This window comes from Microcystis sp. M015S2 (assembly GCF_020245945.1).
GTDB lineage: Bacteria > Cyanobacteriota > Cyanobacteriia > Cyanobacteriales > Microcystaceae > Microcystis.
In genome coordinates this window covers 1-15,774 of the sequence record NZ_JADBTX010000087.1, presented here as the reverse complement: position 1 = coordinate 15,774, position 15,774 = coordinate 1, and the positions used below count along the sequence as shown (strand labels likewise).

The following is a 15,774-nucleotide window of genomic DNA, read 5'->3' as shown; positions in this document are numbered from 1 at the left end:
GAATGAATTTCAGAGGATGAATCTCAAAAGATGAACCCCGATGAACCGATCCCGAAAGTTGCGTTTCGACAAATCGATCTCGACGGTTACTTCTAGATAGGTACATCTAATGAAGAAGTCATTTTCTTGCCCCGTTCCCTAACCAGATTGGGGCTTGTTTTTTTGGGCTAATCCTCTCGGTCGCGAACGGGACGAACCCATCCGAACGGGTCAATCGGAAGGAAGCTTAAAAATTCCTTAAAATGCCCCAGTATTTTCACAACTTGTAGTTTCCGTGTCATAATCGGTATGAGTGGTTCTGATCGTGCGAAAATCAGTTATATTTGTTTGCTAGACTAATTATCAACTAATTAATTCGCATTTGAGTCGGTGAGTATGCAAAAGTTAACAATTAGGCAAGCCTTTAAAACAACCCAAGATTATTTCAAGATTAGTGGTAAGGATCTTTCCGAGGTGTCGGGGATCGGAACGCCCCATATCAGTTCTTTTAGGAACGGGAAGAACTGGATCAGCGAGGATACCTTAGAGAAGCTTCTCGATGGGATGGAAGAAATTGCTCCTGGTTCCCGCCGTTACTTTGGTTTGTTGGTGTCGGGAGGCTCCGAACCGAATTTAGAAGATTTAATTGAGATAATCGGTGCTGATCGTCTCATGGTTGCCATTGCCGAAAAGTTCAAAAAAGATCGGGAAACGATCAACTGCCTGCAGCAAAGTCTGATCATGTCTTAGGGAAAGTCCTCACCGTTTGCGGGGACTGGCGGTCGTTGTGCGGAACCTCAACCAATGATTTTCAGGATTTCTGAAACGGGTTGATTAGCATCGATCGCGATTCGCACCTTTGACAGCTTCTCACGGGGGACTGACCGCTTGAAGGTTTTCCATTTACCGTTAACCTTCTCGTCCCAACAGTAAGCCCAGAACCAATGATCGGGATTGCCCATCGAACGATCGCCCTCAACCTTTGGATAAGTTTTCACGTTACCGTGTTTATCCTTCTTCTCTTGGTTAAAGGCATAAAGGGAACCACTCGGATTTTTCTTAGGGGAAATCAACTTGGAGGATTGATGACGATCATTTTCCCCTAAGAAAATTTCTGAAGATGTGACGGGGTTGACCGTTTTTTTCTTAGGGGAAATTTCAGATGTGTGATCTCCTAAATTTTCCCCTAAGAAAATCGGTGACTCACTTTCCCCTAAGAAAGAATTAGGGCTTGTCGAACGCTTCGCCCGGGTTTTTTGTATCTTGGAAGCTCTCGGTCTCGGTTCGAGAGGGGAACAGACCTTAAAAAACTGCTGGTGAAACAGATGGTTATCGGTGGTCAGTATCCAACCATCTTGGCGAACCTCACCGATTGTGTAGAACTTACCGTTATCGGGATGTTCCCCGACGATAACGATCGACGCACCCGCTTCAATTGCCATGGTTCCCTCCGGGCAATTCCGTCAACAATCCGTAGGACTTATCGAATAGACAGCGTGCCGTTCCCGTCAAGCCGTGACGGGCCTTACCGACGATCAATTCCAGCACATCGCGATCGGAACTATCGGGGTTGTAATATTCATCGCGATAGAGCAGGACAACGTTATCGGAGACCATCTCCAGAATTCCCGATTGACTGAGATCGGCCATGAGGGGGCGTTTATTGTTGCGTCCCTCTACCGCCCGCGATATCTGGGAGAGTGCGAGAACTGGCACGTTTAAATCCCCCGCCATTTTGTACAGTCCCCGGGCGACATTGCCCAACTCGTAACTGCGGTTGCCGTTCGGGGAATCGTCGGCCATCATCTGAAGATAGTCCACCACCACCAAGCCCGGTCTTTTTCCCTCGCTAATGAGGCGGCGACATTCCGAGGCCATGCCCATGACCGTTGTTCCCCGATCGTCATTCAAATAAAGGGGCAACTCGGTGGCGATTCCTAACACCCTGGCGATCGTTTCATGTTCCCGCTCGGTAAGTGGAGCCAATCCCGCCCGGTGTTGCCTGATCCGACCGCTTCGGAGGGGGTAAAACCCACAATCACAATAGTGCGGGTGAACGCTCAACAAACTCCACAGACGGTACTCTAGCTGTTGGGCGGTCATCTCCAACGAGAAGAAAATCACCGGTATCCGTCGGGCGACCATCATCTGTAAGGCGAAAAATAAGGCGGCTTGGGACTTTCCCATCGACGGTCGCCCCGCGAGCAGGGTCAACGTTCCAGGCTCGAAACCGACGATTAGATTGTCCAACTCCCGTAAGCCCGTGGGGTAAATCGGGTTATTTTTCTCCAATTCCGTGAAGGCGGCACTCGCCACCTCGCCATTGCAGAGGGTTCGCGTCGTCCGTCCCCAGTTCGATACCAGAAATACTTCCTGTTCCGCTCCGTCCAGTACCTCGTCCAACTCTCGCGTCGTGTCGCGGGCCAACTCGATGACCTTGCCTCCCGTCCCGATCAACTGACGACGGACATACTTATCCATCACCAACTCGGCGTAGCGATCGATGTTGGCGGCCGATACCGTGCGCTCGATTAGCTGTAATAGTCGGGGAATCCCTCCCACCTCGTCGAGAAGCTGGTAATCCTGCAGCCAACTGGAAACCGTCATCAGGTCTGTGGGCTTTCCCTTGCCGTGAAGACAAATCGCCGCTCGGTAGATTTCTTGATGGAAACGAACGTAAAAGGCATCGGCGACTAGAAAATCGACGATCCGTCCCATCGCCTTAGGATCAAGGAGAATTCCCCCTAAAATAGATTCCTCGGCCTCGATATTCTGGGGGGGCAACGCAGGATCATACATCGCTTTCTAAGCCCCACGGGTCGATCCATTTTTCGCCCGCTAATCTCGCCAGTCGTTTCGTTTCGTTTCGTTCTGAAAAGGAGAGCTTTTTGGGGGTTTGTTCTTTTTTTTGTCCGTTCGCTCGTCCCTCCGATTTCTCGAAAAGCTCGTAATAAACTTCCCACCGGTTCAGACCGGCCGCATTCTTGCCAGCCAACCATGCTTCTATATCGATGATCGGATTGGGAAGTTTCCCAGTTTCCTTCTTCACAAAATAAAAAAATCTCTCTCGCTCGTCTTCTGAGAGAGTCTTTTTAAAGTCTGAATAAGTCTTAATAATCTTAGAGGTGCTGGATTCCTTGCCCTGACTGGGTTCTGGGACGGGATCGTTTCCTACAGTGCGAGTCGGTTTCCCACAGTGCGAGGGTGTTTCCTGTAGGAAACCTGATGGTACTGTAGGAAACTTTTCCGCATCACAGGAAACTGTGTTTCCTGTAGGAAACTTTTCCGCATCACAGGAAACTGTGTTTCCTGTAGGAAACTTTTCCGCATCACAGGAAACCGTGTTTCCTACAGGAAACTCTTCCCCGTCGCGGGAGACCTGATCTCCTTTAGGAAACGTTTGCAGCTTGACCAGTGCTTCGGTGATTTCTAGATCGATGTAGCCTTTATCGTTAAGAACTTTCAGGGCTTTGGAAACCGTGCCTTTCTGGAGTCCCGTGGCGGTTGCCACATCCGTTACCTTGACGCGCAGATCGCGACCGCCGAACGGATCGATCGTTCTCAGATAGTAGAGAACTCGAACTTCCGCGTATCTCAATTCTTTGGTGACTTCGAGCCACTCTTCTGGTTTTAGCGCGTAAAACTTGCCTTCTATCTTGTTTTGTGTCATAATAGTTATAGTTTTTGTGCGAAGGTATATACTTTCTATGGAAAGCGATGTACTTTTCGTCAATTTGCCCCATAACCCGAATAGAGTTGGGGCTTGTTTTCTAGGTGGGTGGCGATCTTAAAATTGCCTTAATGTAGATATCAATTGCTCTTAACCTCATTTCGGTTTAAAAGACTTCCTACTCAGTCCCCCGATTTCCGCCCCCGCAATCGCACTAAAAAGTATATGTTTTAATTGTATATGTATATAATTAAAAATCCATCCATTGAGGGAATTTTCTGTTGCTATATTGGGTAAAATAGTGTAGAGAAGTTAAAGGGTTGTTCAATGGAAACTAGAGGGAAATACAAGGGCAGGAAGGAAAATCCACCGAATCCGGACGGTAGGCCTCTGACTTATGAAGGGCCGAAGAAACGCCGCAATCTAAGCGTGACTCAGGCTGGCTGGGAAGAAGTTCAGGCGATTGCGGAACAGTACAACCTATCCGTGTCGGAAATGTTGGAACGGTTAGCCCGCGGCGAGTTTGAACTGGTGCGGAAGGTTTCTTATTGACATCTCCCCACTTTAAAAAGACGGGGATTCTAATCGGTGAATAGAAGCGGGTTGAAACCAGCAATTCTCATTTTGAAACGATTTTGCCTTGTTTCAGCGATCTAGAGGTTCGTTAAGAATTATTAACCCCTCTAGGTGCAATGGTTTTAATGTCATGAAACCTTAAAATCAGAATTGCTGGCGACAGTGGTTCTGATTGGATTCGTCGCCTAAAATCTCATCTGTCTTCAAACGAGTCTTAATCAATGAAAAGAATCCTTATTCTGTCAGCAAATCCCAAAAACACGATTCCATTGCGTCTTGATGAGGAAATGCGCGAGATTAAAGAAGGGCTACGACGAGCAAAACAACGAGATAATTTCGTCATTGAAACAGGGCAAGCCGTGAGGTACAGAGATATTCACCGTGCCATCCTCGACTTTGAGCCGAACATTGTCCATTTTTCAGGACATGGTGCGGGGGAAGAAGGGTTAGCCTTTGAAGATGAAACAGGTCAAGTTAAGCTAGTTGAGGCTCAAGCATTAGCAAGTTTATTTAACTTATTTGCTGACCAAATAGAATGTGTAGTTCTCAATGCTTGTTATTCGGAGGTTCAAGCAAAAGCGATCGCAGAGCATATTTCTTATGTGGTGGGGATGAGCAAAGCCATTGGGGATAAAGCAGCCATTGAGTTTGCGGTGGGTTTCTATGATGCTTTAGGCGCAGGAAGGACGGTGGAATTTGCTTATAAATTAGGCTGTAATTCTATTGAGATAGCAGGAATATCAGAACATCTAACTCCACAATTGTTGTCTAATTCTGACATATTGACCAATAAAGTTTCGTCTCAAGCAGAAGTCAATCCATCGGGAGAACCCTCAACAAAATATAATCAAAAACAAACTGAGATTGACCAATTAGATTCAGAATTAAAGGAAAAAGAAATGCCCTCAATTTTTATTTGTTATTCCCACAAAGATGAAATATGGAGAGATAGGCTTTTAGAATTTCTGCAATCTCTTAACTTTGAGAAACAAATAGTCTGGTCAGATCTTGATTTAGAACAGGGGGATATTTGGGATGAAAAGATTAAAGAAGTCTTACCCAAAGTAACGGTAGCAGTTGTTTTAGTAAGTCAAGCTATTCTTAATTCTACTTATGTTCGTAATGAAGAGTTACCTCGTCTTTTGCAAAGATTTGAAGATAAAGAAGTACGGATAATTCCTTTATTTGTTAAATATGCAGATGTTGAAAATGTTCCTTTTCACTACACGAATGAACAGGGAGAAGCTAAAACATTTTACTTAAATCAAGCTCAGTCTCCCCGTAATAATTCTCCTCGTAATCCTCTTTATATTTTACCTGAAGCAGAGCAAGATAAAGTCTTATTATCTGTTGTTCAAAATTTGCGATCGCTTATAGATAAAAAAAAAAGATAGAAGTTCCAAGTGATTCTGTTTTAGAAGAAGTTACTCAAAGATCAAAGGCGAGTATTTCGCATGATAATTTTATCAATCGAAATTCTCTTGATTTTGATAATGCACGTCTATATTTATCAATAAAATTGAAGAAGGTAAGTTCTCAAAGTAATAATAGTGAATCTGAAAAATTTTCTGTTGATACTAAAGTCTCAATTCCTCAATCTTCTACAGACTATCAACAGGAAAATTTATTAGAGACGTTTCAAGAGAATGCACCTTATACTCAAACTGAGATAGAAGAAAATATCCCCAATCTACTAGAAGAATGTTATCAAAAATTAGAAGAAATTGGATTTGATCAAGATATTCATTTAGCAATAGAGTGGGTGTTTGATGATGATTTATTTTCATTAAATGTTGACTGTTGGAAATTTAAAGAAAATGAATTTTGTCGTTCTAAAAGAATCGGTTGTGCTTCTTTTGAATCTGTTCATATTCGGTCTTATCGACGGTTAAAGACAAAACGTTGTCTTGACATCTGGAAAAAGAAATGGGATTTGCTGACAAAAAACGCTAATAAGATGAAGATAAATAACTATATATTCGCCTCTCAAACTAATGACAGAAATGATAATGATTTAAAAGTTATGGACTCGCAACAAATGATTTTTGGGATTAACTTGCCGACGGATTTACTGAGACTAGAAAATATCAGCTATGAGTTTATTATAGAGAGGGGAATTCCTTTAGCCTTGTGGTCTAGATGTCAAAATCCTGCTGTCAATCATACCAGTGACTTAGATGAGTTAATTAAGCCTAAAAAAGATAATGAGGAAAATCTTAAAGACGGGGAGGATAATGTTTTGAATCTTGAAAACTTAACCAAATCTGTCGAAGTGAAGAGACTAGAAGCTACCGAAGAAGAGTCTTTTCATTTAGGCCATCATCTTTGCTTTTTATGGGAAAATCCTTATAACTATCCCACCAGCAAGAAATTAAAGCTTTAGTGAGTTCTGCTCATCAATTTTGTTAAACATACTAATACAAAGGAAAGGACATTATGAGTGATTGGCAAATTTTTAAAGGAACTAAAGAATCTCATTCTATTGAAAAATGGCCAGAACCACCCCCTTGGCGAAACTTTAACCAACAAGAACCCCAAAAACCAGCAAAGGAAACTTTTCAAGCCAACGAGAAAGTCATTAACGCTGTTAATATGGCCATTTATTTGCGTCGTCCCCTACTGGTAACAGGAAAACCCGGAACGGGGAAATCTAGTTTAGCCAAGGCCATCGCCTCGGAATTAGAATTAGGAGAGGTATTACATTGGCCGATTAATACCCGTAGTACACTGCAAGAGGGATTATACTATTATGACGCGATCGCTCGTTTACAGGATGCTCAAATTAATCAAGGAGAAGGAGTTAAAGATGCTCAACTGAATCAAGACAAGCCAAATAAATTTGATATCGGTGACTATATTCGTCTTGGTCCATTGGGAACAGCTATGTGTTCAAAGCAATACCCCAGAGTCTTACTGATTGATGAAATTGATAAAAGTGATATTGACTTACCTAATGATCTCTTAAATATTTTTGAAGAAGGCTATTTTGTCATAGAAGAACTTCAAAGACTGAAAAAGCATCAAGAGTATCATACAGTAACCGTTCAAACCTCTGATGGTCAGACCCATGAAGTAGTCGATGGACGTATTCCCTGTGAACAATTTCCCATTATTATTATGACCAGTAATGGAGAAAGGGAGTTTCCCTTACCATTTAAACGTCGTTGTATTCAATTGGAGATAAAAGAACCTAATGAGAAAGAATTGACCAAGATTGTCAAAGCTCACTTAGAATTAGGAGATGATTTAACCCAAGAAATTGAAACCCAAATTCAGAAATTTTATGAAAAACGAGAGAAGGGACCTCTAGCAACAGACCAATTACTTAATGTTGTCTTTATGTTAATGAATAAACCCTTACCTGATGCCAAAGAAAAGGAAGCAATTATCGAGCGTTTAATGGCTTATCTGAACACTACTGGAGAGAAATAAAGGTGATGTTAGAACAGTTCGTAGCCTTTGTTGATACAGAAAAATGGGAACTTGATTCGATTCAGATAGCTGAAGTTTTATGGTTTGTCCGGACAGTTACTCCTTTAATAAGAGGAGAAGCAGATGGAGCTTACCAATTTTGTCTATTGGCTTTTTTAAAAGGGGTTGAAAACCTGGGATTATGTTTAGTTTGGGTGACGATTTTAGAAAAATGGGAAACTCCCCAAATTGAGTTTACGAAATATCAGCAAGAACTGATGATGATTACTCTCTTTTGGACTCTCATAGAAAAGGGTTTGTATTCCCTCGCCTTGCTATTATTTTTAGAAAAAAAGGGGGTTGGTAAGAAATTAACAAAACCTCCTTTATCAGAGCTTAAATATCCTCTGACTTCACCATCAAACAAACCTGTTTCTTCTACTGCTATTGAGCCAAACCCTTATCCCACAGAACAATTACCTATTAAATTACCAGACACAGGAATCTTCCGCAATACTTTAGAATTAGGACGCTTACTTAAACCCCTAAAACAGAAAATTAATTCTCGTATTGCTCAGGAATTAAACATCAAAGAAACTGTCAAGCGAAGTGCCGAACTTAGTACCCCTACTCAGCCTCGTTATTTTCCTGTTCTAACTCCTAAAAAAGAACGTTGGTTAGACGTGGCTTTACTAATAGAAGATAGCGAATCTATGATTCTTTGGCAATCTTTATTAAAAGAAGTACAAGATTTTCTCGAACATTTAGGGGCATTTCGTGATATAAAACCCTATCGAATGAACTGGGATGATTTGACAAAAACCTTGCAAATTTCTTCTTTTTATTCATTTTCTCAGTACCTATCTCCCCAAACATTAAATGCTCCTGGTAGCCGACGCTTAATTTTGATAGTTAGTGATTGCATTTCACCTGCTTGGATTAGTGAACAATTTATTGATATTCTTCAACAATGGTCAAGCCAAAGTCTGTTAACTGTCTTGAATCCTTTTCCTGAAAGAATATGGGAACGCACTAACCTTGATTATGCTATAAAAATTCGATTAGGCAATAAAAAAAAGGGACTTACTCCCCAAAGTTGGCAAGCTATTCCCCTGGAATCTTGGCAGATTAAAGGGTTTGATAAACAAGCTTTGCTTAAATTAGTTAAACTACCAATTGTCAGCTTAGAATCGGAATCGATAAAAGCTTGGGTTAATGTGATAATGGGAAAAGGAATAAGCTGGTGTTCAGGGGTTTGGTTAGGGTCTAATTTTATGTATTCTTATGAAGAAGAAGAAGAAGACGATGAGAAAAGTCTGACTACTCTTCAACAAATTAATAACTTTTATGCAACTTCTTCACAACTTGCTTGGGAATTAATTCAGTGGTTATCGGCCATTCCTGTCAGTTTTTCCACCATTCGTTTAGTGCAAAGAACCTTATTGCCTGAATCCACTCAAGTTCATGTGGCAGAAGTGGTCATGGGAGGATTATTAAGTCCTATTACCCCCCTTAATTATTATCAGTCTAACTATCCCATTCAATTTGAATTTAAACCGGGCATTCGAGAGACTTTTTTAGATAAAATAGCCGCAGAAAAACAAATAAAGAAAAAAGATTTTTGTTTGGGAGTGATTGGTCGTTTAACAGAAAAAATTGCTAGTCATTTTGGTTATCAAACCATTCGTGAATTTGAAGCCACTCTCTTAACCAATCCTTTAGAATTAAGTGGAGAAGATGACCTAGAATTAATTCAAGCTTTTGCAACTATTTCTGTCTCTACCCTACGACAATATGGAGAAGAATATGCCCCTTATATTAGGAAATTAGATAGAAGTCGAGCGCGGTTAGCTTTTGTCTCTTCTGTTGAGGGGAACTCCATCGGTTTTAATTGGATAGATTTTCTGGAAAGTATAGCCCAAAGGCATCACTTAACAGACATTGAAATGGAAACCTTAATTAATATCTTGCCAACTCCAAGCCAATCTTATTCTATCCCGGAAGTAGCCAGACAACTTCTCCTTTCTCCTTCAGCAATTAGTAGTCGTCTCACTGGCATTTATTGTAAATTTGAAACCTTAAATCCTAATTTATTCCAATCAAAAAAATATAATAAATTATCGACCCTAAAGCTATACCTATACTCTCAATATGTCAAAGTTAGTTTCTTGCATCAATTAGCTATTCCTGACTATGCCATTTCTCAATTAGAAACCTTAGAACTCTTTGAATTTGAAGCCGAAGTAGCCACGATCACTTTTGAACCAGTCATAACAGACTTATTGAGCCGAAATCTCCGTAACTTTTCCTTTGAAACCCCCACAGTAAACCTTCGCGGCGAAATAATCAAAACTACAACCCATACCGCCCAATATTTCAGCGAACAGTTAATAGTTAATACTAAACAGTTAAAGACGAATATTACCGAAGAAATTACTCTCGACATGGTATCTATACCTGATGGTACTTTTACGATGGGTTCTCCTAAAAATGAAAAAGATAGCCCTAATAATGAACGTCCCCAACATAATGTAAAGGTTCCTCCTTTCTTCATGGGGAAATATCCCATTACTCAAGGTCAATGGAAAGTGATTGCCACCAGAACAGATTTAAAAGTAAAAATAGACTTAGAAGAAGATCCATCTTATTTTAAAAAACCCTATCAAGATCAAGACAGAGAAATAGATAGATGGCTTAGACCCGTTGAAAGAGTCAATTGGTATGAAGCTGTAGAGTTTTGCCAGCGACTGTCTAAGCTAACGGGGAGAGATTATAGACTGCCTTCGGAGGCACAATGGGAATACGCTTGTCGTGCTATGACAGAACCCCTAGACCTCGCAAAAGGTGAATCTTACCCACCCTTTTACTTTGGAGAAACCCTCACTGATAAGTTAGCCAACTATAATGCTTCTAGAACTTATGCCTCGGGACCCAAAGGCGAAAATGGAAAGGAAACTATCCCCGTTGGTCAATTTCCCCCGAATGCTTTCGGATTATACGATCTGCACGGAAATGTCTGGGAATGGTGTATGGATGACTGGCATGACAATTATGAAAATGCGCCTAGTGACGGTAGTGCTTGGCTTGATAATAATCAAGAGGAAAATCTTGATGCTGAAAATAGCTTAGAATCTACTGAAAAAGACGGAAATAATCCATATTCTGTCATGCGGGGCGGTTCCTGGGGCATCAATCCGGTTAACTGCCGTTCCGCTTTCCGTGACGACATCAACCGCCGCGTCCTCCGCGACTACGATCTCGGTTTTCGGGTAGTCTGCGTATTCGGGAGAACTCTCTAACCCTTTTTCCTTTTTCCCCTTTTACCCTTTACTCTATGTTTTACTTTTTCCTTTTCCAAGCGGATCGCTATATTTTTGATTTTCCAATATCAAGGTTTGATGACATTAACCAAAGACAGGTTGATCGAATATATTTGTTAAACTGAGATCTGGTACCTAGTCTAAAATCCCAGATTTTTTACCGAGTTAATCAGGGTTTTAGGCTTTAAAAGTCGGGGATTTGTGGTTTTTCAATTATGGTGCAGTATCTGAGCTAAAACTATTACCAAGATGAAGGAATTATCAATTATTCAAAAAACCCATGATCTAATCAAGTATTATGTGCCTATAATCGAGAGATTCCCCAAAGTTTATAAATTTACGGCAGGGGATAGAATCGTCAATCAATTGTATGATTTATTAGAGGGGTTAATTAAGGCTAAATATGAGAAAAATAAATTAAACGCCCTAATTAACTTAAATGTTCAATTAGACATTTTACGGCATCAAACGAGACTAATATTAGATTTTCAATTAATTGATCTAAAACGTTATCAGTATGTTAGTCAAAAAATTGATGAAATTGGTATAGAATTGGGAGGCTGGATTAAAACCCAACGTCAACGAGAATAACATCATTGAAGCAAACAACGGTTTAAAATATTATGAAAACAGTTAAATTGAATGAGCTAGAAAAAGAGGCTTTATTAACTCAAAAAGAACCAATTGCCATAGAATATAATAGCAAAATTATAGGCTATTATAAGCCTGTTATTGATTCCCAGACAGCCAAAAAAGCAAAGGAAGAACTTGATATAATTATGGAAAAAGTATTAAAAGAAATAGGTTTGACTGAAGAAGAATATGTGTCAATGTTTATGAAGATTGAAGAATCCTGCTTTTAGTGGTTGACACGAATATTTTAGTGGCTGAACTTCTTAGAAAGCGAGAAAGAGATTCAATTATATCAAAAAGCTTAGAGTTATTCTTAGCTGAAAAAATGAGAGAGAAAGTTTAATATGAATTACAAAAGCGAATTTCCATTATTGTGAATAAAACAAATTTAACTCAAGAATTAGGGCAACTGCAATTAGAAGCCATCTTAAGACTAATTGATAGTAAAATTATCACCTTGCCTTTATCGTTTTACCAAGAACTAAAAGCAGAGGCTAAAAAAGGGATTTCTAGAGATTTCAATGATTGGGAAACTGTAGCCTTAGCCTTACCCGACGCAATTTGGACAGAAGATTATGATTTTTTCCGTTGTGAATGTCCAACGTGGATAACTCAAACCATATTAATTCAAATTAATTAATATCCTAATTTCCTGCAAACGTTAATCTAATAATTTCCCACCACTATGAAACGTTACGGTAACTTATATCCTCAAATTATTGACTTTGATAATCTTTATCTATCAGCTAGAAAAGCTCAAAAAGGAAAGCGGTTTAGAGAGAATGTTTTACAATTTAATTATAACTTAGGAACGGAATTATTAAAAATTCAGCAAGAACTAAAAGATAAAACCTATCAACCAGGAAGCTATCGAACTTTTCATCTAAGAGATATAAAAAGTCGTTTGATTTCGGCAGCCCCCTATCGAGATCGAGTTGTTCACCATGCTTTATGCAATATCATTATTCCCATTTTTGAGAGAACTTTTATTAGTGATACTTATGCCAATAGAGAAGGTTATGGAACTCATAAAGCCTTGATGCGCTTTACCGATTTTGCTCGTTCTAGTCGTTATGTTTTACAATGTGATATTAGAAAATATTTCCCTAGTATCGATCATGAAATCCTTAAACAACTCATCAGACGAAAAATCAAATGCCCAGATACCCTCTGGCTAATTGATGCCATTATTGATAACAGCAACGAACAAGAAGAAGTTAACCATTATTTCCCAGGAGATGATTTACTCACGCCCATACAACGTAGACATGGTTTACCAATAGGAAATCTAACCAGTCAATGGATGGCAAATATTTACTTATCAGGCTTTGATCATTTTGTTAAAGAACAACTCAAAGTCGCTAAATATGTGCGGTATGTGGACGATTTTTCTTTGTTTTCTGATGACCATCAATTTCTCAAAGATGCTCGAATATTGATTGAAGACTATTTAGTCCAACTCAGGTTAAAAATTCACCCCATTAAGAGTCAGTTATTTGAAACAAAACATGGTTCCAGCTTTCTAGGGTTTCGGATTTTCCCCGAAACAATTCGGGTGAGAAATAGCAACTTACATCGTGGCAGAAAAAGACTGAGAAAATTGCAAAAAGATTATGCCGAAGGTAAAATCAATGTAGAAGATATTAAGCGATCGCTTAACAGTTGGGAATCTCACTTGAAACATGGTGACACCTGGCGACTGAGGAAACAGATATTCAGTTCCCTTGTTTTTACGAGGAGTTGAAGAAGGGGAAGGCGAACCCGACCGCGGGGCGGTTCCTGGGGCAACAATCCAAATAACTGCCGTTCCGCTTACCGTAACAACAACAACCGCCGCGACAACCGCAACAACAATAACGGTTTTCGGGTAGTCTGCGTATTCGGGAGAACTCTTTACAGTCAGAGTTGGCAGGTGGGAATCTGTCAAGAGTGCGCCAGAGAGTTCAGCCTTTTCCTGAGATGCTGGTAACGGTATCCAAAAATCAAACTGGGTTGGGGAGCTTGGTAGGGTAAAACCGAACAGTTTTCCAGCCCTCCACTAATATTTTGGGAACTAGAAGCGTGAAAACACTGCAAGTAAAACGCCAAAGCCAAAAGTTTCGAGGCTATAGAGACTATATTGATGGTGTCCCCTTAGAAATGGTCTTGATTCCCGATGGAACCTTCACTATGGGTTCACAAGAGACAGAAGAAGGGAGCCATGCTGATGAAAGACCCCAACATCATGTAACCATTACCTCGTTTTTGATGGGACGTTACCCCATTACTCAAGCACAATGGCAAGCGATCGCTGCTAGAACCGATTTAAAAATTAATATAGACTTAGATGAAGACCCCTCTTATTTTAAAAAACCCTATCAAGATCGAGACAGGGAAATAGATAGATGGCAAAGACCCGTAGAACAAGTAGATTGGTATGGAGCAGTAGAATTCTGTGGGCGACTCTCTAAGCTAACAGGAAGAACTTATCAGCTACCATCAGAAGCCCAATGGGAATATGCTTGTCGAGGTGTGACAACACCCTTAAATCTAGAAAAAGGGGAATTTTATCCACCGTTCCACTTTGGGGAAACCATTACAACAGATTTAGCCAATTATCGAGGGGACAAATCCTATGGCAAAGGGACACAAGGAGAATATCGCGAACAAACAACACCTGTAGGTTATTTTCAAGTCGTCAACGCCTTTGGACTCAGCGATATGCACGGAAATGTCTGGGAGTGGTGCGCTGATGACTGGCATGGTAATTATAAAGGAGCGCCTACTGATGGCAGTGCATGGCTTGATAGTAATCAAGAGAAAAAAGTCAAGTCTGAAAATGAATCATATTCTGGCAAAAATGATGATATTTCGCTAAATAGTGTCCTGCGGGGCGGTTCCTGGGGCCTCAATCCGAATCTCTGCCGTTCCGCTTTCCGTAGCTACAACTACCGCCGCGACAACCGCATCAGCAATGACGGTTTTCGGGTAGTCTGCGTATTCGGGAGAACTCTCTAACCCTTTTTCCTTTTTCCCCTTTTACCCTCATTCCCTATTTTTTCTTTTACCCTAATAGAAAAATCGTTAAGTGAAGATGGGTCGGTTAAATCTACTCGGTTGACCGTGGGAAGTTTTGTCACCGTTGTCGGTGAGCATCCCAGAAAAGGACAGACGGGGGAGATAATCGCGTTGCCCAATCCTACGCGGCCATCATCCTTTTCGACGATGGCAACAGGGAAATGTTAGGTTCGGACTTCCTTTCCCCAAAAACCATTGATGTGGCCGCTAAATTTCAAGTCAAAGAAGGGCTGAATTATAGGGCGGGTAACGGCTGTGAGTGGTATGTCAGGGTAGAACAGGCTACTTGGGAACGGCTGCTAAGATACCGAAATCGCATTGGTACGGCAACTCTCGATGGTGCTATCAAACGAATGTTAGAAAGTATCGAGAACAGCCCACCCTAACGGAACCTTAACTTGGTTTGAGCTGCTCACTTAACGAATTTTTCGAGGTTCTCACTTAACGAATCGTTAAGTGAGGGGAGTGGACAATATAGCAAAGACCAAGGTGCTTAGGACAATCTATCGCTGAAACCCTGTTCAGATAAGAGTTTGAAAATTGAAAGCGTTCTAAATAACCCATTATTTGCTATATCTTATCGTTAGGCAGCGATCGATGACGTGGCGATCATCTTTCTGGGGGAGCATTGTGGGGTGGGAAAGGTGAAACACGGAACAATTACGGATTAGAGAAACCAATTTTCAATCACTAAGTACCTAAGCAAAATTAATTACACATATCTAACCCGCTCCTTGCCTCTTGTCTCTTGCATGAGTGCCTTTCTTCACTAAGAAATTTATTTTGCACGACTACTTATTAATTAAGGCGATGGAGTTTTAAGTCACCCCTCTTAAATCTGAGATTTAAAAATCATCAATTAGGAGTTTTAACCATGAAAAAAACAACTCTTCCTATTAATTTATCTCAAGAAGAAATTAAACAATTTTGTCAGCGTCACTCGATCTGCAAGTTATCTTTATTTGGTTCAGTATTAAGGGATGATTTTACCTGACAGGGGGACAAGACATCTCAAAGCGTTGTCCACAAAGGTTTTTAGGCTCCTCAGTTACAAATAGATACATCCCTTTCAGCCAAAAAGCTAACGAGAGAATCAGGGATTTGGGCGAGCTTATTAGAAATCTTTAT

At 40.6% G+C, this 15,774-nt stretch carries 13 protein-coding genes and 3 pseudogenes; 13 read left to right on the top strand and 3 right to left on the bottom strand.

The annotated features are described in order from the left end of the window. Positions 1-375: 375 nt before the first annotated feature. Positions 376-729, top strand: coding sequence for a helix-turn-helix domain-containing protein (locus IM473_RS15500; RefSeq protein WP_287659138.1), 354 nt, complete (start codon positions 376-378; stop codon positions 727-729). A 47-nt stretch (positions 730-776) separates the two neighbouring features. On the opposite strand, the gene IM473_RS15495 is transcribed toward IM473_RS15500, so the two are convergent. The 3 genes from IM473_RS15495 to IM473_RS15485 are packed head-to-tail and all read right to left on the bottom strand — an operon-like array spanning position 777 to position 3,649. Next, positions 777-1,421, bottom strand: coding sequence for a hypothetical protein (locus tag IM473_RS15495; RefSeq protein WP_287659137.1), 645 nt, complete (start codon positions 1,419-1,421; stop codon positions 777-779). Further along, the gene (gene dnaB / locus IM473_RS15490; protein WP_287659136.1) at positions 1,411-2,778 is read right to left on the bottom strand and encodes a replicative DNA helicase; all 1,368 of its coding nucleotides are present in this window, start codon (positions 2,776-2,778) and stop codon (positions 1,411-1,413) included. The genes IM473_RS15495 and dnaB overlap by 11 nt, the downstream gene beginning before the upstream one ends. After that, on the bottom strand, positions 2,771-3,649 hold the full coding sequence (locus tag IM473_RS15485) for a MarR family transcriptional regulator (protein WP_287659135.1): 879 nt from the start codon (positions 3,647-3,649) through the stop codon (positions 2,771-2,773). Before IM473_RS15485 ends, dnaB begins: the two co-directional genes overlap by 8 nt. A 797-nt stretch (positions 3,650-4,446) precedes the next feature. On the opposite strand from IM473_RS15485, the gene IM473_RS15480 reads away from it, so the two are divergent. The 12 genes and pseudogenes from IM473_RS15480 to IM473_RS15425 form a co-directional block, all read left to right on the top strand. After that, positions 4,447-5,619 carry a TIR domain-containing protein gene (locus IM473_RS15480; protein WP_287659134.1) on the top strand — a complete coding sequence of 391 codons (1,173 nt, stop codon included), beginning with the start codon at positions 4,447-4,449 and terminating at the stop codon, positions 5,617-5,619. Positions 5,620-5,744: 125 nt separating this feature from the next. Continuing rightward, positions 5,745-6,608: a VMAP-C domain-containing protein gene (locus IM473_RS15475; protein WP_287659133.1), complete on the top strand. Its 864-nt coding sequence runs from the start codon at positions 5,745-5,747 to the stop codon at positions 6,606-6,608. A 53-nt stretch (positions 6,609-6,661) separates the two neighbouring features. Beyond that, positions 6,662-7,657 carry an AAA family ATPase gene (locus IM473_RS15470; protein WP_287659132.1) on the top strand — a complete coding sequence of 332 codons (996 nt, stop codon included), beginning with the start codon at positions 6,662-6,664 and terminating at the stop codon, positions 7,655-7,657. Positions 7,658-7,662: 5 nt separating this feature from the next. Next, positions 7,663-10,935 carry a formylglycine-generating enzyme family protein gene (locus IM473_RS15465; protein WP_287659131.1) on the top strand — a complete coding sequence of 1,091 codons (3,273 nt, stop codon included), beginning with the start codon at positions 7,663-7,665 and terminating at the stop codon, positions 10,933-10,935. Positions 10,936-11,205: 270 nt separating this feature from the next. Further along, the gene (avd, locus tag IM473_RS15460) at positions 11,206-11,547 is read left to right on the top strand and encodes a diversity-generating retroelement protein Avd (protein ID WP_287659130.1); all 342 of its coding nucleotides are present in this window, start codon (positions 11,206-11,208) and stop codon (positions 11,545-11,547) included. A 32-nt stretch (positions 11,548-11,579) separates the two neighbouring features. Continuing rightward, entirely contained in the window at positions 11,580-11,819 is a 240-nt protein-coding gene (locus tag IM473_RS15455) for a hypothetical protein (protein ID WP_158202612.1), read from the top strand. Further along, positions 11,819-12,229: pseudogene (locus IM473_RS15450) on the top strand (PIN domain-containing protein). The gene IM473_RS15455 and the pseudogene IM473_RS15450 overlap by 1 nt, the downstream one beginning before the upstream one ends. A gap of 45 nt (positions 12,230-12,274) precedes the next feature. Further along, positions 12,275-13,333 carry an RNA-directed DNA polymerase gene (locus tag IM473_RS15445; protein ID WP_158202609.1) on the top strand — a complete coding sequence of 353 codons (1,059 nt, stop codon included), beginning with the start codon at positions 12,275-12,277 and terminating at the stop codon, positions 13,331-13,333. Between the two features lie 12 nt (positions 13,334-13,345). Then, positions 13,346-13,483 (top strand): annotated as a pseudogene (locus IM473_RS15440) (formylglycine-generating enzyme family protein); the annotation flags it as partial. Between the two features lie 167 nt (positions 13,484-13,650). Continuing rightward, positions 13,651-14,586, top strand: a complete 936-nt coding sequence (locus tag IM473_RS15435; protein ID WP_287659129.1) for a formylglycine-generating enzyme family protein — start codon at positions 13,651-13,653, stop codon at positions 14,584-14,586. A gap of 221 nt (positions 14,587-14,807) precedes the next feature. Continuing rightward, positions 14,808-15,032 (top strand): hypothetical protein, encoded by a 225-nt coding sequence (locus IM473_RS15430; protein ID WP_158202607.1) that lies wholly within the window; start codon positions 14,808-14,810, stop codon positions 15,030-15,032. A gap of 509 nt (positions 15,033-15,541) precedes the next feature. After that, positions 15,542-15,637, top strand: a pseudogene (locus IM473_RS15425) (nucleotidyltransferase); the annotation flags it as partial. Between the last annotated feature and the right edge of the window lie 137 nt (positions 15,638-15,774).